We start from the raw sequence: 18,258 nt of genomic DNA, 5'->3' as shown, positions 1-18,258 counted from the left end.
ACGTATCAGGAATCCAGTAGCTTGCGGATCGGGGCCTGCAGTTTACGGGTGAGCGTGCCGACCGGCCAGCCATGCCCTTCGAACCCGCGCACAGGCCAGATGCCATAGAGGCTGTTGCAGAGAAAAACCTCGTCCGCCGCCAGCAACTCGGCAAGGGCGATGTCACGCACCTGCACAGGGATGCCCATACGCTCCGCCAGGTCGAGGATTTCCGCACGCATCACCCCGGCGACGCCACAGCGGCACAGGTCGGCAGTCAGCAGGCTGCCATCCCTGACCAGGAACAGATTGCTGAAAACCCCCTCGATCACCCGGCCGGACAGGTCGCGCATCAGCCCCTCGGCATGCTCGGCATCCTGCCACTCGGCGCGGGCGAGCACCTGCTCCAGGCGATTGAGATGCTTGAGCCCGGCCAGCAGTGGCTGCTCGGCCAGGCGGGTGCGACAAGGATGGAGACGCACGCCCTGCTCGGCATGGGCCGACGGATACTGCGGTGGCGGGCTGCCCAAGAGGATGCGCCGCGGCTGCAGCGGCTGGGAGACGGCGTAACCACGCCGGCCGTCGCCGCGGGTCAGCAGCAGCTTGGCCACGCCCTCCCCCAGCTCGGCCGAGAAGGCCAGCAGCTCGCTGCGGATCAGCGCCAGGTCGCCGGGGATGGCCAGCCGGCCGCAGCCGTCGGCCAGACGCGCCAGATGCCGCTCCAGCAGTAGCGGTCGGCCACGGCGCACGGCAATGGTCTCGAACAGACCATCGCCATAGGCCAGCCCACGGTCGACCACGGGCAGCGACTCGCCGGGCTGGCCATCGACCCAGCAGGGCATCAGCCAGCGAATCGGCGGAACACCAGCGAACCGTTGGTGCCGCCGAAACCGAAGGAATTGGACAGCACCACGCCGATCGGCAGACTCCTGGCCTCGTGGGCCACGAAATCCAGGTCGCAGCCCACGTCAGGCTCGTTCAGGTTGATGGTCGGCGGGGCGACCTGATCGCGGATCGCCAACACACTGAAGATCGCCTCGACCGCACCGGCAGCGCCCAGCAGATGGCCGGTCATGGATTTGGTCGAGCTGACCGACAGGCGGTAGGCGCTGTCGCCGAACACCGACTTGAGCGCGGCCACCTCGGCCAGATCGCCAGTCGGCGTCGAGGTGCCATGGGCATTGATGTACTGCACCTGATCGACGTTCAGGCCGGCGTCGCGCAGGGCGTTCTGCATGCAGCGAGCCGCGCCGGCGCCATTTTCCGGCGGCGACGTCATGTGGAAGGCATCGCCGCTCATGCCGAAGCCGACCAGCTCGGCATAGATGGTCGCGCCCCGCGCCTTGGCGTGCTCCAGCTCTTCCAGCACCAGCGCGCCGGCGCCGTCGGAGAGCACGAAGCCGTCGCGTCCCTTGTCCCAGGGACGGCTGGCACGCGCCGGATCGTCGTTGCGGGTGGACAGTGCCCGGGCCGCACCGAAGCCGCCGATGCCCAGACCGCAGGCCGCCATCTCGGCGCCGCCGGCGACCATCGCATCGGCCTCGCCGTAGGCGATGTTGCGCGCGGCCATGCCGATGCAGTGGGTGCCGGTGGTGCAGGCCGTTGCCAGGGCATAGTTCGGTCCCTGGATGCCCAGATGAATCGACAGGAAGCCGGAAATCATGTTGATGATCGAACCCGGCACGAAGAATGGCGAGATCCGCCGCGGCCCCTGTTCGATCAGGGACTTACAGTTGTTCTCGATATTGGTGAGACCGCCGATGCCGGAACCCATGGCCACGCCGATGCGTTCGCGATTGGCATCGGTGATTTCCAGGCCGGAATCGCGCACGGCCTGGAAGCTGGCCGCCAGACCATACTGGATGAACAGGTCGAGCTTGCGGGCCTCCTTGAGCGACAGGTATTGCTCGACGTCGAATCCTTTCACCGCACCGCCGAAACGGGTGGAATAGGCGGAAAGATCCATGTGCTCGAGCAGAGCGATGCCACTGCGACCAGCCAGGACCCCCTGCCAGCTGCTCGGCACATCGGCACCCAGCGGCGACAACATCCCCAGTCCAGTGACCACGACGCGTCTACGTGACAAAGCAATTTCCTCTTTCTTCATGACTGCACAAGGCAGGGCAGGCAATCTGCCTGCAGGGGAGCAGCGCCCCTATGCGGACACACACCCCGCAGTCAGCCTGCCGAACCGGCAGGGCCGACAAATATCAGGTAAAACTTTTGCTGCTTCCGTCAAAGAAAAACCGCACGCCTTTTGGGCAGTGCGGCTCTTCCAAGTCGGGAGCGACGATTACTTATTGTGCGTGGGCATTGATGTAATCGATGGCTTCCTGAACAGTGGTGATTTTCTCGGCCTGTTCGTCCGGAATTTCGGTCTCGAATTCCTCTTCGAGAGCCATCACCAGCTCAACGGTGTCAAGAGAGTCGGCGCCCAGGTCTTCGACAAAGGAAGCGCTATTGGTGACTTCCTCTTCTTTGACGCCAAGTTGCTCAGCAACGATCTTCTTGACGCGTTCTTCGATGGTGCTCATACCTTATTTTCACTCCTATGGACAAACCAGGCAGATGGAATGCGAGTAAGTTTATAGAAAGGGATTTCAGCATTTCAAGCTGAAGCCCTGCCCTTCCGGACGCCCCCGACGATCTGCCTTTTTCAGTTTGGCAGCTCGATGAGATTTCGGATTGCTCTTTGACTGCTGTCCCGAGGCGCTCGTCACATCAACTCATGTACATTCCACCGTTGACCGGAATGGTAGCTCCGGTGACATAGGATGCACCATCGGAGGCGAGGAAGGCGACAACCTGGGCAATTTCCTCGGCCCGACCGAGACGCCCCAGCGGAATCTGTGCCAGCAGCGCATTGCGCTGCGCCTCGGGCAGTTCGCGGGTCATGTCGGTGTCGATGAAGCCGGGGGCAACCGCATTGACGGTGATCCCCCGCGAACCGACCTCACGGGCCAGGGCACGACTGAACCCTTCCAGCCCAGCCTTGGCCGCGGCATAGTTGACCTGGCCGGCGTTACCCATGGCTCCCACCACCGAACCGATATTGATGATCCGTCCCCAGCGGGCCTTGGTCATGCCGCGGAGGACCGCCTTGGACAGGCGATAGAGGCTGTTGAGGTTGGTATTGATGACGTCATGCCACTCCTCGTCCTTCATCCGCAGCATCAGGTTGTCGCGGGTGATGCCGGCGTTGTTGACCAGGATCGCCGGCTGACCGAGGTGCTGTTGGATATGCTCCAGGGTCGTGGCGACGGACTCGTCGCTGGATACGTCCAGCACCAGACCTGCACCCTGGATGCCATTGCTTTTCAGGGTTTCAGCGATGCTTTCGGCACCGTTCGAGGAAGTGGCCGTGCCGATCACCACGGCGCCCTGCCGGCCCAGCTCCAACGCGATCGCCTGGCCGATGCCACGGCTGGCGCCGGTCACCAGTGCCACTTTGCCTTGCAGACTCATTGTCATCTCCTTGTTCAAGCCAGCGCAGCGCGAGCCGCGGCGAAGGCCTCGGGGGTATCCAGGTTGTGGGTATTGATGCCCTTGACGCAGCGCTTGTTCAATCCGGAAAGCACCTTGCCCGGTCCACATTCGACCAGATCGGTGACACCCCGACCGGCCAGGCAGACCATCGACTCGACCCAGCGCACCGGGCTGTAGAGCTGCGCCAGCAGATCACGCTTGAGACTATCCAGATCGCTCACCACGGCAGCGCTGACATTCTGCACCAGAGGAATGCCCGGCGCCTGCCAGGCGATCGCCTCCACTGCCTCGGCGAAGCGCTCTGCCGCCGGACGCATCAAGGCACAGTGCGACGGCACGCTGACCGGCAAGGCCATGGCACGCTTGGCACCACGCGCCTTGCAAGCCTCGATGGCCCGCCCGACCGCGGCGACGGAACCGGCGATCACCACCTGTCCCGGCGCATTGAAGTTCACGGCACTGACCACCTCGCCCTGCTCGGCCTCGGCGCAGGCTGCCAGCACATCGACATCATCCAGACCGAGAATCGCCGCCATGCCCCCCTGGCCGGCGGGTACGGCCTGCTGCATCAATTGCCCCCGACACTCGACCAGCTTCACCGCCTCGGCAAAAGGCAAACTGCCAGCCGCCACCAGCGCGGAATACTCGCCAAGGCTGTGACCGGCAACGAAAGCGGGGGTCGCCCCGCCCTCGGCCAGCCAGAGCCGCCACAGGGCGATCGAGGCGGTCAGGATCGCCGGCTGGGTCTTGTCGGTCTGATTGAGCAGCTCTTCCGGCCCCTGCTGGACCAGCGCCCAGAGATCGTAGCCGAGGGATTCGGACGCCTCGGCAAAGGTGGCGCCAATCAGCGGGTGCCGGGCACCCTGCTCGGCCAGCATGCCGAGCGACTGCGAACCCTGGCCGGGAAAGACGAATGCGGGGGAAACAGACATAGGAACAGATCCCTGATGATCTTTCTTCGGGGAGCATCCGGCCATGCCGGATGCATGTTAATCAGTTGGATGACAGGCCGTGGGCTGCAGTCACATCAGCGCCCCGCCATCAAAGTTTGCAGCCGGTTATGCAGATGTTGTGGCAAGTTTTCGCGAATTTCCGCCTGGGCACGGAGTATCGCACTGCGAAATCCCTCGGCGCCTGCCGCACCATGGCTTTTCACCACGATCCCCTGCAACCCCAGAAAACTGGCTCCGTTATACCGCGCTGGCGCCAGGCGAGCCTGCAGCCGGCGCAGGAAGGGCAAGGCCAGAACTCCGACCAGCCGCGAAGCGAGACTGCGCCTGAATTGCGCCTTGACCTCTCCGGCGATCATCGCGGCGAGGCCTTCGCTGGCCTTCAGCAGGATATTGCCGACGAAACCGTCGCAGACCACCACGTCAGCCTCTCCACGGTAGAGACCATCGCCCTCGATGAATCCGACATAATTGATTTCCCTGGCCTGCTGTAGCAGGACGGCAGCCTGCTTGACCTGCTGATTGCCCTTGACCTCTTCGGTACCGACATTCAACAGCGCTACCCGCGGGCGCTCCACACCGAGCGCTTCCGCAGCGATCGAGCCCATCGCGGCAAACTGATACAGATGCTCGGCAGTGCAATCGATGTTGGCCCCCAGATCGAGCAGATGGCAAACCCCCTGCTCGGTGGGAAGGGCCGCGAACATCGCCGGCCGGTCAATACCCGGCAGCGTCTTCAGGACATGCCGGGACAGCGCCATCAAAGCCCCCGTATTGCCGGCACTGACGCAGGCCTGGACCCTGCCTTCGCGCAGCAGATCCAGGGCTACACGCATGGAGGAATCGGCCTTGCTGCGCAAGGCATGGGCCGGACGCTCGTCCATGGCAATCACGCCCCCGGCATGCACGACGCTCAGGCGCGCACGATCGACCCGGGGGTGGCGAGCAATCAAGTCTTCGAGAAGGGGAGCCTGGCCGACGAGGACCAGATGCAGCGAGGAGGTCTCACCCAGGCAGGCGAGACAGGCCGGAACAATACAGCGGGGACCGGAGTCCCCACTCATTGCATCGACAGCGATGAGCGAAGCGGACAAGAGTTACTCGTCGGCGCCCTTGTCGATCACTTTGCGGCCACGGTAGAAACCGTCCGGGGAGACGTGGTGGCGCAGGTGTACCTCACCGGTGCTCTTCTCGACGGACAGGGCATTCGCCTCAAGCGCATCATGGGAGCGACGCATATCGCGAGCGGAACGGGATTTTTTGTTCTGCTGAACAGCCATAACTGATTAACTCCTAAACGTTTGGGTCGCGCTTTAACTGCGCCAGTACGCTGAACGGGTTGGACCGCGATACCTCGTCCTCGCTCGGCTCGGACTCTTCAAGTCCGGCCGGCGGCTGGCAAACATCAGGGTCATGGAGCGGAACGATGGGCAAGGCAAGCAGTAGCTCGTCCTCGACCAGCGCCAGCAGATCCAAGGGATCCTCCCCAACCTCCAGCACGTCATAGTCCTTGGGCAACGACTGAGTGTTCGCCCCTTCCTTGACCACCGCATAGCGACATTCGCTGTGGATCGGCAGGGCGACCGGCTCCAGACAACGCTGGCAAACCATCTTGACCTCGACATCGAGCTCGCTGTGGATGATCACAGCCTTGCGCTCGTCACGGCCAAAATGGAGTTTTGCATGCACCACTCCCGAATCTTCGGCAAGTGGATCGCAAAGACGCGGCAGACTGGCCAGCGGCAGCTCACCCTCGAGGGTTGCGCTGCGATCAGCCAGCTTGCGCGGATCAACGTGAGGTGGAATCGGCCCATTCAACATAGGGGCGGCATTCTAGGGATGGGCCGATGCGCTGTCAAAGGGAATTCCGCCCTGTCCGCCGACCGGCAGCGCCGCTAGAATCGCGCCACCCTCCAGGAGAACGCCATGCTGCCGCTCGTGCTCGCTTCAAGCTCCCCCTATCGTCGTGAACTGCTGAGCCGCCTGCGACTGCCCTTCACCTGGGCTGCACCATCTATCGACGAAACGCCCCATCCCGGAGAGGGCGCCGACAGCCTGGTCAGACGCCTGGCTGCCGAGAAGACCGGCGCCCTCGCCAAAGAGCACCCGCACCACTTGATCATCGGCTCGGACCAGGTCGCCGTGCTGAACGGGCAAATCCTCGGCAAGCCTCACGACCTTCCGCGCGCGCGCCTCCAACTGCAAAGCGCCAGCGGCAATAGCGTGACCTTTCTGACCGGACTGGCCCTGCTCAACACATCCAGTGGAGCATTGCAGATCGACTGCATTCCCTTCACGGTACACTTCCGCCTCCTGGACACCGCCCGAATCGAGCGCTACCTGGAAGCCGAGCAACCCTTCGACTGCGCCGGCAGCTTCAAATCCGAAGGGCTTGGCGTGAGCCTGTTCCGCTCCACCGAAGGCGAAGACGCCACCAGCCTGATCGGCCTGCCACTGATTCGCCTGGTCGACATGCTGCTGGCCGAAGGCGTGCAGATTCCCTGAGCCCCCTCGCAAAAGGTCCGGCGCCAGGCCGGACCATGGCACCTCAGCGCAACACCGGAGCCTGCAAGCCCATCCACATGCCCAGACGCTCCGCCACGCCGCTTCCCAGCTTCTTGGCGAAACGATCGAAGGGGGTTTCCCGCACCGTGAAGTCGACCAGATTTTCCGCACCCACCACCTCGCGAGCCACGTGACTGGCGCTGCCCAGCGCATCGACCAACCCCAACTGCAAGGCCTGCTCGCCGGACCAGACCAGGCCGGAGAACAACTCGGGATGATCCTTGTCTCTCAGCCGCTCGCCGCGCCCCTGCTTGACGCTGTCGATGAACTGCCGATGAGTGACCTCAAGCACCTCCCGCCAGAAACGCACCTCGCCCTCCTTCTGCGGCTGGAACGGATCGAGGAAAGCCTTGTGCTCGCCAGCCGTATAGACCCTGCGCTCGACGCCAAGCCGCCCCATTGCCTCGACGAAACCAAAGCTCGCCGCCGTCACCCCGATCGAGCCGACCAGACTGGCCTTGTCCGCATAGATGGCATCGGCGGCACTGGCGATATAGTAGGCACCCGAAGCCCCAAGATCGGTAATGACCGCATAGAGCCTGGTGTCGGGATGCGCGGCGCGCAGCCGGCGAATCTCATCGTAGATGTAGCCGGACTGCACAGGACTGCCGCCCGGACTGTTGATGCGCAGCACCACACCCTTGGTGTGCTTGTCCTTGAAGGCCGCCCGCAAACTGCCGACGATGTTGTCGGCACTGGCCGACTCGTCGTCGGCGATCATGCCGCGCACTTCGACCAGCGCCGTATGATCACCGGTACGCGCCGCCTCCTTGAGGCTCAGCGCCGGAGAAAACATTGCCAGGAGCACCAGCAGATAGGTAAACCCCAGCAACTTGAAGAAGATGCCCCAGCGACGCGCCCGTCGCCGCTCCTCCACAGTGGCCAGCAAGGTCTTTTCCAGCAGCTTCCAGCTCTTCTCGTCGCCACCCTCCGGCGGCGCCTTCCATTCATCTGCCATGCTTACCCCTCAACAACGACATTCCGCGCCGACCGAACACCCAGCCACGTACACAATTCGCCAAATTCGTCGATAACCAAATGCGGCCCGTGCAAACGCAGCGTTTCAGGGGACTGCGCCCCATAGCTCACCGCCACCGCATCCATCCCGGCATGTCGCGCCATCTGCAGATCGAACGAGGAATCCCCCACCATCAGCGCCTGTTCGGGCGATACCCGACAGTGCGCGAGGATCTCGTGCAGCATGCGCGGATCCGGCTTGCTGGCGGTTTCGTCCGCGCAGCGGCTGACATCGAAATACTCCTGCCAACCATGCCCCGCCAGAACCCGGTCGAGCCCCTGACGCGTCTTGCCGGTAGCCACCGCCAGGCGGTAACCCGCCCCCCGGAATGCTTCCAGCGCCTCGGCCACTCCAGCGTACAGCGGCGACGGCTCGCTCTCCAGAGCCAGGTAATGCTCGCTGTAGAGATGACGGAACCGCTCCTGCAGCCCGGCATCGTGCTGATCCGGATAGAGCGTACGGATTGCCTCGGGCAAGCCCAGCCCGATGATGCCTTTTATTGTCGCATCGCCGAGCGGCTCGAGATCACAAGCCGCCGCCGCGACACGCATGGACTCGACGATGCGTCCGATGGAATCAACCAGCGTGCCATCCCAATCGAAGATCAACAGCCGATAATCAGTCACTCAAACGCTCCAGAGTCTGCGCCCACATCTCATCCACCGGCGCCTCCAGGCGCAGCTCGCCCCCTTCCGGCAATGGCACCACCAGCGAGTACGCATGCAGAAACAGACGCTTGCCACCGAGCGCCCTGATCTCGCGGGTGAACTCCTCGTCCCCATATTTGGCATCACCCGCGATCGGGTGCCCGGCATGCCGGGCATGTACCCGGATCTGATGGGTTCGACCGGTGACCGGCTTGGCCTCCACCAGCGTGGCGAAGTCGCCGAAACGCCGCAGCACGCGAAAGAGGGTCAGCGCCTCCCGTCCCTCCTCGTCCACCTCCACCATCCGCTCGCCGGAGCGCAGGGTATTCTTCTGCAGCGGGGCACTGACCTGCTTCCGGGCGGCGGGCCAGAATCCGCGTACCAGCGCCAGATAACGCTTGTCCACTCCGTCGCCACGCAACGCCTCGTGCAGATGGCGCAACATGCTGCGCTTCTTGGCAATCATCAACAGACCCGAGGTGTCCCGGTCGAGCCGGTGGACCAGCTCCAGATCCTTGGCCTCCGGGCGCAACTGGCGCAACGCCTCGATCACACCGTGACTGAGGCCGCTACCGCCATGCACGGCGATCCCGGCCGGCTTGTTCAGCAGTATCAATGCCTTGTCTTCATGAACGATGGCTGCCTCGAGCCGCTCGAGCAGCCCCTGCGCCAACGGGGCCGGTTCGTCACGCTCGGCCAGACGCAGCGGCGGTACGCGCACCAGATCGCCAGCCTGCAGCTTGTACTCGGGCTTGATCCGCCCCTTGTTCACTCGCACTTCGCCCTTGCGCAGGATGCGATAGATCAAGGTTTTGGGAACCCCTTTGAGCTGGGTACGGAGAAAATTGTCGATTCGCTGACCGGCCGCTTCCGGCCCGATCTCAAGCAGCTGGACGCCAGAATTCGCATGGGAAGGATTTATCATTGCGATATCATATCAATTTTTAGAGAATTGAAGCACTTATTAATAGCTGCTATAGTCACAGGTGCCGCCTTTTACGGCCAAGCCAGCAGATGGGCGCAAAATCAAACAGTTACCCATCCGCATGCTACCCATCGAGGACGTAAGGCCGTCCGACGGGACTTCACCCGAACATCGCGAAGCCTCGGAAACAAATGCCTTAGCTACATGATGACGACCTCCATCCACAGGAGGTCGCAATAATCGCCAACTCGCTGCAGATTCTGCGGACGGCACCCGATTTTCAAAGGATACGTGCAGGGTGGAGATGCACAACCATCGGATTGCGTAGCTGCAAGCTTTCATCCAGACGCACATGACGTCCGCTGCCGATGCTTGATTCCTCCTCCTGATTGATTGCTTTCTGCCACAACAGTAAGCAGGAGACGTAGTCGCGACTCTGGCCACCAGCCAAATGTTGCTTGACACGGGAACGGACGACAACCTTTCCTGAACGCCCCTGTCACCGACCGCGAGAGTCGTGTGTGCCGAACGCCGTTTCCGGCAGCCCGGAAACCGAACGGTACTACATGAAAAGAATGCTGATTAACGCAACTCAGCCCGAGGAGTTGCGTGTTGCCCTGGTCGATGGCCAACGTCTCTACGACCTGGACATCGAATCGGGTGCCCGCGAGCAGAAGAAAGCCAACATTTACAAAGGCCGCATCACTCGGGTTGAGCCGAGCCTTGAGGCGGCTTTTGTCGACTTTGGCGCCGAGCGCCATGGATTTCTTCCCCTCAAGGAAATTTCCCGCGAGTACTTCAAGAGGGCTCCCGAAGGCCGCATCAACATCAAGGAAGTGCTCTCCGAAGGCCAGGAAATCATCGTTCAGGTCGAGAAGGAGGAGCGCGGCAACAAGGGTGCTGCCCTGACCACCTTCATCAGCCTCGCTGGTCGCTACCTGGTGCTGATGCCGAACAATCCGCGAGCCGGCGGCATCTCCCGGCGCATCGAGGGCGAAGAGCGCAACGAATTGCGCGAAGCCCTGAACGGCCTCGACGTCCCCACCGACATGGGACTGATCGTGCGCACCGCCGGCCTCGGTCGCTCCAGCGAAGAGCTGCAGTGGGACCTCGACTACCTGGTCCAGTTGTGGACCGCGATCAAGGAAGCTTCGCTGGACCGCTCGCCCCCCTTCCTGATCTACCAGGAATCCAATGTCATCATCCGGGCGATCCGCGACTATCTGCGCCAGGACATCGGTGAAGTGCTGATCGACAGCGTGGAAGCCCAGGAAGAGGCCCTGAGCTTCATCCGCCAGGTGATGCCGCAGTACCAGAGCAAGATCAAGCTCTACGAAGACAGCGTGCCGCTGTTCAACCGCTTCCAGATCGAGAGCCAGATCGAAACCGCCTTCCAGCGCGAAGTGAAGCTGCCGTCCGGCGGCTCCATCGTCATCGACCCGACCGAGGCCCTGGTGTCCATCGACATCAACTCGGCGCGCGCCACCAAGGGCGGCGACATCGAGGAAACCGCACTGCAGACCAACCTGGAGGCGGCCGAGGAGATCGCCCGCCAGCTGCGTCTGCGCGACATCGGCGGTCTGATCGTCATCGACTTCATCGACATGACGCCGGCGAAGAACCAGCGTGCCGTCGAAGACAAGATGCGCGAAGCTCTGGAAGCCGACCGCGCGCGCGTGCAGCTCGGCCGCATCTCGCGCTTCGGCCTGCTGGAAATGTCCCGTCAGCGCCTGCGCCCGTCCCTTGGCGAGACCAGCGGCATCGTCTGCCCGCGCTGCAACGGCCAGGGCATCATCCGCGACGTCGAGTCGCTGTCCCTGGCGATCCTGCGCCTGATCGAGGAAGAGGCCCTGAAGGACCGCACCGCCGAGGTGCGCGCCCAGGTGCCGATTCCGGTCGCCGCCTTCCTGCTCAACGAGAAGCGCAACTCCATCACCAAGATCGAGCTGCGTACCCGCGTGCGCATCGTCATCCTGCCGAGCGATCATCTGGAAACGCCGCACTTCGAAGTGCAGCGTCTGCGTGACGACAGTCCGGAAGTGCAGAGTGCCCAGTCGAGCTACGAAATGACCCCGGCGGAAGTGGAGGAAGTCCAACTGGTCAGCTCCACCCGCACCCTGGTACGTCAGGAAGCCGCGGTCAAGACCGCGCCGCAGCGCAACGCCTTGGTACCGGTCCCGGCCGAACCGCCGGCGGCACCGGCAGCGGCACCGGCAGCGGCCCCGCACCCCGCTCTCGAACTCAACCTGTTCAAGGGTCTGGTGAAATCGCTGGTCAGCCTGTTCGCAGGCAAGGAAACCGCCAAGCCCGTTGCCGCCGAGCGGCTGGTCGAGGAACGCCTGTCGCGCAGCAGCGAGGAGCGCCGCAGCAGCCGCCAGCAGAACCGTCGCCGCGAGGGCCGCCACGCTCGCGACGAGGAGCGCAAGCCGCGCGAAGAGCGTCAGGCTCGCGAACCCCGCGAAGAACGCGCGCCGCGCCCGCCCCGCGAGGAGCGTCCCGCGCGCGAAGAGCGCCAGCCCATCGAAGTCGTGGAGGCACGCGAGCCACGGGAACAGCGGGAGCCCCGCCGCGAGCGCCTGCCTCGCGAAGAACGCGCTCCCCGCGAAGAGCGCCAGTCCGCCGAAACCGTGGAAGCCCGTGAGCCGCGAGAGCCCCGCGAACCGCGGGAAAGCCGCCGCGAACGCCCGCCGCGCGAAGAGCGCCGCCGCGAACTGCGCGAGCCGCTCGATGCCCAGGAAAGCCTGCGCGAAGAGCGCCAGCCCGCCGAAGCTGTGGAAGCCCATGAACCGCGAGAGCAGCGCGAACCGCGGGAAAGTCGCCGCGAGCGCCTGCCGCGCGAGGAGCAGCCCCTGGTGCGGGAAGAGCGTCGGCCGCAGGAAGAGCGCCCGGCGAGCGAGCTGAAGGTGCCCGAGGAAGAAGCCCTGCCCCACGAGGAAACTCAGGAGGAGGAGCTTGAGGCCAGCGGCGAGGAGCGCCCCCGCCGGCGCTCCCGCGGCCAGCGGCGCCGCAGCAATCGTCGCGAACGCCAGCGCGACAGCCAGGGCAACGAGATCGAGGGCGGCGAAGAAGGCGAAGCTGCAACTGCCGCGACAGTTGCCACGGCCGCTGCCATGATCGCCGCGCAGCCTCAGGCGGACGAGACCGCAATGGAAGAGTCCGCCAGCAGTGCCCCGCTCGCCAAGCAGGCCGCGGCCGAGGAAATCCAGGCCCCCGTCGAGGCCGTCACGGCCACCCCGGTCATCGAGCCCGGCATCGCAGAGACAGCGGATCTCGCCACCCGACTCGAGCAGCCGCAACCTGCCAGCGTCGAGGAGCCGGCCGCCAGCGTGAGCGAGGCAGCGCAAGTGTCCCCGCCGCCAGCCGAGGAGCCCGCACCGGTCGCTGCGGCGCCAGCCGAAGCGCCACGCAGCACCGCCCGCGCCGCCAACGATCCGCGCGAGGTCCGGCGCCGCAAGCTCGAGGAGGCCGCAGCGCAGGCCAGGCAGGCCGCCGAGGCTGCGAAGGCTGCGGAAACCGCCGCCGTCGCTGCCGAGGAGACGCCAGTAGCCGAGGAGCAACCCGAGGCTGAACCCGTTGCCATCAGCGCCGAGCAGGAAAAGGTCGAACTCCCGCTCGAGCAGCCTCAGGCTGTAGGCGAGACACCCTTTGTGAGTGCAGAGTCGCTCGAGGCGCCGAGCGAGCCGATTCATCCCGAGCCTGAAGTGCCCAGCGCAGCCCCGGAGCCGGTCGAGGCTCCGTTCGAGCTGATCCAGCCGGAGATCCAGACCTTCGCCGCGGCAGAGGAGCCGATCGAGCCATCGCCCGAGCAGCCGACCCCGGCGGCGGACGAATTGTCCGAGGCCCGGAAAGAGCAGCAGACGCTCGATCTCCACCCGGTCGCCGAGCAACCGGAAGACATCTCCAGCGAAGTGAAGAGCGCACCCCAGGAGGAAAGCGCAGAGGCTGCCGAGCCGCAACGCCAGGAAGCCAAGAGCAAGGATGAAACCGCCGAGGCGAAACTGGCCGACAAGCAGGACCAGACGGCCGGCTGAAGCTGGAAACCCGGGGCCGGCCTCCTTGCCAGCCCCGCATGCAAAAGGGGATGCAACTGCATCCCCTTTTGCATTTCTGCCAGTGCTGTCCCGAGCCCGCGCTCAGATCACGCTGGGCTCGACTTCCAGAGAGACGCCAAAACGCCTTTCGATGTCTTCACGAATACGCCGGGCCAGTGCCAGCACCTGCTTGCCCGTGGCCCGCCCATGATTGACCAGCACCAGCGCCTGCAAGCGATGTACGCCGGCATCGCCGTCGCGATACCCTTTCCAGCCGGCCCGCTCGAGCAGCCAGCCGGCTGCCAGCTTCACCGTGCCATTGCCCTGCGGATAGGCAATCAGATCCGGATATTCAACGCGCAGGCGCTCGGCCTGTTCGGCGGAGACCAGCGGATTCTTGAAGAAGCTGCCGGCATTGCCCAACACGGCGGGGTCGGGCAGCCTTTCCCGGCGGATGGAGCAGATCGCCCGGCTGACGTCCAGAGGCGTCGGCGATACCACGCCCTGCTCTGCCAGCCACTGGCGCACCGGACCGTAGTCCAGATGCAACTGCGGCGTGCGCTGCAACGCGAAACGTACACGCAGGATCAGCCAGCGCCCGGCCTGACGCTTGAACAGGCTGTCGCGGTAGCCGAAGGCACACTCCTCGCGACTGAACTCGCACCGCTCACCGCTCTGCCGGTCGAGGGCGACCAGACTGGCAAACACATCCTTGATCTCCACGCCGTAGGCGCCGATATTCTGCATCGGCGCGGCGCCCACGGTACCGGGGATCAGACTGAGGTTTTCCAGGCCCGCCAGGCCCAGTTCCAGCGTATGCAGCACGAAGGGATGCCAGGGCTCGCCCGCCTCCGCCTCGATCAGCACCCGCTCGCCATCATCGGCCAGCACTCGCACGCCACGGCCGGCCATGCGCAGCACCAGCGCCTCGACATCGCGGGTCAGCAGCAGGTTGCTGCCGCCGCCCAGCACCAGCAGCGGCAGGCCTCGCGCGGCGGCCAATGCCAGCGCCTCACGCACCTCGGCTTCATCATGGGCCTCGGCGAACAGCCGGGCCCGCGCCTCGAGAGCGAAGGTGTTGAATGGCTTGAGGGAAAGGTTTTCCTGTAGCTGCAGGCTCACAGGCGCCTCCGGATCTCGGCGAGCAGTTCGTCACTGGCGCGCTCGAGCAGATCGAGCACCCGCTCGAAGCCCTCTTCGCCACCGTAATAGGGATCCGGTACCTCATCCTCCTCCAGTGCGTAGCGGCGCAGGTAAAGGTCCAGCTCGGCCTGGGAATTTCCCGGGCGCATGGCCTGCAGGTCCTGCAGGTTAGCGCAGTCCATAGCGAGGATCAGGTCGAAGCGGGAGAAGTCCTCCCGACAGACCTGGCGGGCGCGCAGGGCATCCAGATCGTAGCCACGCAGGCGGGCCGCCTGGCGGGTACGGACATCCGGCGCCTTGCCCACATGCCAGTCGCCGGTGCCGGCCGAGTCGATGCGAATGCGCTCTTCCAGCCCGGCCGCGCGCACCCGCTGGCGGAACACTCCCTCGGCGGTGGGCGAGCGGCAGATGTTGCCGAGACAGACGAACAGGATGCGCATCAGGCCCCCAGCAGGCGCCGCACGCGCTCCAGGTCTTCCGGGGTGTCCACGCCGGCCGGCGGCACCTCCAGGGCGTCGGCCACATGGATGCGCACGCCATGCCAGAGCGCACGCAGCTGCTCCAAGCTTTCGACGTTTTCCAGCCAGCATGGGCCCCAGGCGACGAAATCGCGGAGAAAGCCCGCACGATAGGCATAGATGCCGATGTGCCGGCGGTAGGGCACGCCGGCCGGCAGCTGTTGGCGGCTGGCGGCGAAGGCGTCCCGTGCCCAGGGCAGCGGCGCGCGGCTGAAGGTCAGGGCCAGGCCGTGGACGTCGCTGGCGACCTTCACCACGTTTGGATTGAACAGGGCCTCGGCGCTGTCGATCGGCTCGGCCAGGGTGGCGATGGCTGCCTCTGGATGGGCCGCCAGGTTTTCCGCCACCTGATCGATGATCGCCGGTGGAATCAGCGGCTCGTCGCCCTGCACGTTGACCACGATGGCCTCGTCGGCCAGCCCGAGCCGGTCGGCCACCTCGGCCAGCCGGTCGGTCCCGGAGTTGTGCTCGACGCGGGTCAGCAGCACCTCGGCGCCGAAGGCCTGGCAGGCTGCCTCGATGCGCGCATCGTCGGTGGCCACCACCACCCGCTCTGCCCCGCTGCACCGGGCCTGCTCCCAGACCTGCCGGATCATCGGCTTGCCGGCGATGTCCTGCAGTGGCTTGCCCGGAAGACGGCTGGAGGCGTAGCGGGCAGGAATCACCACGGTAAAGGCGCTGCTCATTTATCCAGACGCTCGTCAACGTTGAGGGTACGAGCCTCGCTTTCCAGCATCACCGGGATGCCGTCGCGCACCGGGAAGGCCAAGGCATCGGCCTTGCAGATCAGCTCGGACTTGTCGTCGGCCAGCTTCAGCGGCCCCTTGCAGATCGGGCAGGCGAGAATGTCGAGTAGTTTCGGGTCCATGGTGAAATCCTGGGAGGGCAATGGAAAGCCGGTGGCGCGCGTCCGGCAGGAGCCGAACGCTCAGCGCGATGCCAGCAGACGGTCGAGGGCCGCGTCGAACCAGTCGACGAAGGCCGGCGAAGGCACGGCATCGACGGCCAGATACCAGCAGTCGGCCGGGGCGAAAGCCCGGCATTTCACCGCATCCTTTTCCGTCATCACCACCGGCAGCGCCGGAGAGAAACGGAGCTGTTCGGCGCGGTAGCGGGCGTGGTCGGCGAAGGCGTGCGGAATCGGACGCCAGTGTAGCGCCTCGAGCGTGGCGAAGAAACGCCGGGGATTGCCGATGCCGGCCAGGGCATGCACGACCGTTCCGGGCAGGAAGTGGCCCAGCGGCCGGCGCTCGCCCGTGCCCAGATGCACCAGGGCGCTGGGCTGGAGACGGAAGGCGTAGCCGCCCGGCGGATCCTCGCCGGCACCGTTGTGGAGCACCGCATCCACGCTGACCAGCCGCTCGGCTGGCTCGCGCAGGGGCCCTGCCGGCAGGCAGTGGCCATTGCCGAGGCCGCGGGCGGCATCGATCAGGACCAGCTCCAAATCGCGGGCCAGCCGGTAGTGCTGCAGGCCGTCGTCGCAGAGGATGAGGTCGAGAGGCTGCTCCTCGAGCAGCGCCCGCACGGCCCGCGGGCGCTCCGGATCGATCGCCAGCGGCACCCCCGTGCGCTGGACGATCAGCAATGGCTCATCACCGGCCTGCTCGGCCGACTGATCGGCGGTGACCCGCCAGGGCAGGTGCGGCGGTTTGGCGCCATAGCCGCGACTGACCACCCCGACCCGCAGGCCGCGGCGTCGGCAGGCCTCGATCAGCCAGAGAATCAGCGGAGTCTTGCCGGTGCCGCCGACGGTGATGTTGCCGACCACCACGACCGGCACCGGCGCCCGGTAGATATCACCCTCGCCGCGCAGAAAGCGCTCGCGGCGACGCCGCACCACGCAACGGAACAACGCCTCCAGCGGGCGCAACAGGACCAGAGCGGGATGGCCGCGGTACCAGGCCTCGAGCAGACGGTCGGCGCCGGCCATCAGGGCGCTGCCTGGGCCTCGACCGTAGTGATGCGCAGGCGGGCGAAGCCGAGCTTGCCGGCGGCATCCATGGCGGTGATAACTGCCTGATGGGGAGTCTTGCCGTCGGCACTGATGACTAGCGGCAGGCTGTTGTCGCCGCCCGACTCCTTCTGCAGGGCCCGCATCAGGCTGTCCAGGTCGCTGCTGATCAGCGCCTGGCCGTTCAGCGAGTAGCTGCCGCCGGCATCGATCAGCACCTCCAGCTGCTTCGGCTCGACCGTCTCGGGCGGCGTGCCGTTGACTGCCTCGGGCAGGTCGACCTTGAGCTGGGTCTCGCGGGTGAAGGTCGTGGTGACCACGAAGAACAGCAGCAGGATGAACACGACATCGATCAGCGAGGCCAGATTGATCTCGACATTCTCCCGCGGTTTGCGCCGGAACTTCACGCCTTGCCCCCGTTGAGATCGACTTCGCGATCCCCCTGCAGCACCTCCACCAGCTTGATCGCCTCCTGCTCCATGCCGACCACCAGCTCGTCGATGCGCCGCTGCAGGTAGCGATGGAAGAACAGCGCGGGAATCGCCACGAACAGACCAGCAGCGGTGGTGATCAGCGCCGTGGAGATACCGCCGGCGAGCTGCGAGGCATTGGCCATGCCGGAACCCATGAAACTGCTGAAGATCTCGATCATGCCCAGTACGGTGCCGAGCAGACCCAGCAGCGGCGCGATGCCGGCGATGGTGCCAAGAGCGTTGAGGTAGCGCTCCAGCTCATGAATGACGCGCGCCGCCGCCTCCTCGATGCATTCCTTCATGACCTCCCGGCCATGCTTGGAATTGGCCAGGCCCGCCGCGAGAATCTGTCCCAGCGGCGACTCCGCACGCAGCTCCTTGAGCTTGTCGCTGTTCAGCTGCTTGTCCTGGATCCAGCGCCAGACCTGCCCGAGCAGGTGCGGCGGGGTCACCCGGCTCGGCCGCAAGGTCCAAAGGCGCTCGGCAATGATGGCGAGGGCAACGACGGAACAGAGAACGATCGGCAGCATCATCCAGCCGCCCGCTTTGACAAGCTCCCACACGGTGGCAAA

General features: G+C 65.1%; 20 protein-coding genes. 2 read left to right on the top strand and 18 right to left on the bottom strand.

Features of this window, described 5'->3' with window-relative positions; all coding sequences use genetic code 11:
- Nucleotides 1-5 precede the first annotated feature (5 nt).
- From pabC to EV691_RS11495, 8 genes are all read right to left on the bottom strand, one after another.
- On the bottom strand, nt 6-821 hold the full coding sequence (gene pabC / locus EV691_RS11530) for an aminodeoxychorismate lyase (protein ID WP_131297066.1): 816 nt from the start codon (nt 819-821) through the stop codon (nt 6-8).
- Complete coding sequence (gene fabF / locus EV691_RS11525; RefSeq protein ID WP_131297063.1) at nt 821-2,065, bottom strand: beta-ketoacyl-ACP synthase II; 1,245 nt, start codon at nt 2,063-2,065, stop codon at nt 821-823. The genes pabC and fabF overlap by 1 nt, the downstream gene beginning before the upstream one ends.
- A gap of 211 nt (nt 2,066-2,276) precedes the next feature.
- Nucleotides 2,277-2,513, bottom strand: coding sequence for an acyl carrier protein (gene acpP / locus EV691_RS11520; protein WP_003283670.1), 237 nt, complete (start codon nt 2,511-2,513; stop codon nt 2,277-2,279).
- Between the two features lie 187 nt (nt 2,514-2,700).
- Nucleotides 2,701-3,444 carry a 3-oxoacyl-ACP reductase FabG gene (gene fabG, locus EV691_RS11515; RefSeq protein ID WP_131297061.1) on the bottom strand — a complete coding sequence of 248 codons (744 nt, stop codon included), beginning with the start codon at nt 3,442-3,444 and terminating at the stop codon, nt 2,701-2,703.
- Nucleotides 3,445-3,458: 14 nt separating this feature from the next.
- Nucleotides 3,459-4,397, bottom strand: a complete 939-nt coding sequence (gene fabD / locus EV691_RS11510; protein WP_131297057.1) for an ACP S-malonyltransferase — start codon at nt 4,395-4,397, stop codon at nt 3,459-3,461.
- Nucleotides 4,398-4,492: 95 nt separating this feature from the next.
- Entirely contained in the window at nt 4,493-5,509 is a 1,017-nt protein-coding gene (plsX, locus tag EV691_RS11505) for a phosphate acyltransferase PlsX (protein ID WP_131297052.1), read from the bottom strand.
- Nucleotides 5,510-5,512: 3 nt separating this feature from the next.
- Nucleotides 5,513-5,695, bottom strand: coding sequence for a 50S ribosomal protein L32 (rpmF, locus tag EV691_RS11500; protein WP_041106089.1), 183 nt, complete (start codon nt 5,693-5,695; stop codon nt 5,513-5,515).
- 13 nt (nt 5,696-5,708) lie between these two features.
- Complete coding sequence (locus EV691_RS11495) at nt 5,709-6,236, bottom strand: YceD family protein (protein ID WP_131297049.1); 528 nt, start codon at nt 6,234-6,236, stop codon at nt 5,709-5,711.
- Nucleotides 6,237-6,341: 105 nt separating this feature from the next.
- On the opposite strand from EV691_RS11495, the gene EV691_RS11490 reads away from it, so the two are divergent.
- On the top strand, nt 6,342-6,920 hold the full coding sequence (locus EV691_RS11490) for a Maf family protein (protein ID WP_131297044.1): 579 nt from the start codon (nt 6,342-6,344) through the stop codon (nt 6,918-6,920).
- Nucleotides 6,921-6,963: 43 nt separating this feature from the next.
- Here EV691_RS11490 and EV691_RS11485 read toward each other — a convergent pair whose 3' ends face one another.
- Genes EV691_RS11485 through rluC form a run of 3 tightly spaced genes read right to left on the bottom strand, consistent with a single transcriptional unit; the run spans nt 6,964 to nt 9,570 of the window.
- On the bottom strand, nt 6,964-7,938 hold the full coding sequence (locus EV691_RS11485; protein WP_131297041.1) for a S49 family peptidase: 975 nt from the start codon (nt 7,936-7,938) through the stop codon (nt 6,964-6,966).
- Between the two features lie 2 nt (nt 7,939-7,940).
- Complete coding sequence (locus EV691_RS11480; RefSeq protein ID WP_207390120.1) at nt 7,941-8,624, bottom strand: HAD-IA family hydrolase; 684 nt, start codon at nt 8,622-8,624, stop codon at nt 7,941-7,943.
- Nucleotides 8,617-9,570 (bottom strand): 23S rRNA pseudouridine(955/2504/2580) synthase RluC, encoded by a 954-nt coding sequence (gene rluC, locus EV691_RS11475; RefSeq protein WP_131255076.1) that lies wholly within the window; start codon nt 9,568-9,570, stop codon nt 8,617-8,619. The genes EV691_RS11480 and rluC overlap by 8 nt, the downstream gene beginning before the upstream one ends.
- Before the next feature lie 566 nt (nt 9,571-10,136).
- On the opposite strand from rluC, the gene rne reads away from it, so the two are divergent.
- Entirely contained in the window at nt 10,137-13,601 is a 3,465-nt protein-coding gene (rne, locus tag EV691_RS11465; RefSeq protein WP_131297039.1) for a ribonuclease E, read from the top strand.
- Between the two features lie 102 nt (nt 13,602-13,703).
- On the opposite strand, the gene murB is transcribed toward rne, so the two are convergent.
- Genes murB through EV691_RS11430 form a run of 7 tightly spaced genes read right to left on the bottom strand, consistent with a single transcriptional unit; the run spans nt 13,704 to nt 18,249 of the window.
- On the bottom strand, nt 13,704-14,723 hold the full coding sequence (murB, locus tag EV691_RS11460) for a UDP-N-acetylmuramate dehydrogenase (protein ID WP_131297034.1): 1,020 nt from the start codon (nt 14,721-14,723) through the stop codon (nt 13,704-13,706).
- A complete protein-coding gene (locus tag EV691_RS11455; RefSeq protein WP_039805415.1) occupies nt 14,720-15,184 on the bottom strand; it encodes a low molecular weight protein-tyrosine-phosphatase in 465 nt (154 codons plus the stop codon). Before EV691_RS11455 ends, murB begins: the two co-directional genes overlap by 4 nt.
- A complete protein-coding gene (gene kdsB, locus EV691_RS11450; protein ID WP_131297029.1) occupies nt 15,184-15,948 on the bottom strand; it encodes a 3-deoxy-manno-octulosonate cytidylyltransferase in 765 nt (254 codons plus the stop codon). Before kdsB ends, EV691_RS11455 begins: the two co-directional genes overlap by 1 nt.
- On the bottom strand, nt 15,945-16,130 hold the full coding sequence (locus EV691_RS11445) for a Trm112 family protein (RefSeq protein ID WP_089167535.1): 186 nt from the start codon (nt 16,128-16,130) through the stop codon (nt 15,945-15,947). The genes kdsB and EV691_RS11445 overlap by 4 nt, the downstream gene beginning before the upstream one ends.
- 60 nt (nt 16,131-16,190) lie before the next feature.
- Nucleotides 16,191-17,192: a tetraacyldisaccharide 4'-kinase gene (gene lpxK / locus EV691_RS11440; RefSeq protein WP_131297026.1), complete on the bottom strand. Its 1,002-nt coding sequence runs from the start codon at nt 17,190-17,192 to the stop codon at nt 16,191-16,193.
- Nucleotides 17,192-17,620, bottom strand: coding sequence for an ExbD/TolR family protein (locus tag EV691_RS11435; protein WP_089167533.1), 429 nt, complete (start codon nt 17,618-17,620; stop codon nt 17,192-17,194). Before EV691_RS11435 ends, lpxK begins: the two co-directional genes overlap by 1 nt.
- The gene (locus EV691_RS11430; RefSeq protein ID WP_089167532.1) at nt 17,617-18,249 is read right to left on the bottom strand and encodes a MotA/TolQ/ExbB proton channel family protein; all 633 of its coding nucleotides are present in this window, start codon (nt 18,247-18,249) and stop codon (nt 17,617-17,619) included. Before EV691_RS11430 ends, EV691_RS11435 begins: the two co-directional genes overlap by 4 nt.
- Between the last annotated feature and the right edge of the window lie 9 nt (nt 18,250-18,258).

Origin of the sequence: Azotobacter chroococcum, from assembly GCF_004339665.1 — a bacterium.
GTDB classification, from domain to species: domain Bacteria; phylum Pseudomonadota; class Gammaproteobacteria; order Pseudomonadales; family Pseudomonadaceae; genus Azotobacter; species Azotobacter chroococcum.
The sequence above is the reverse complement of the archived record's forward strand: the minus strand, read 5'-3'. Positions and strand labels throughout refer to the sequence as shown.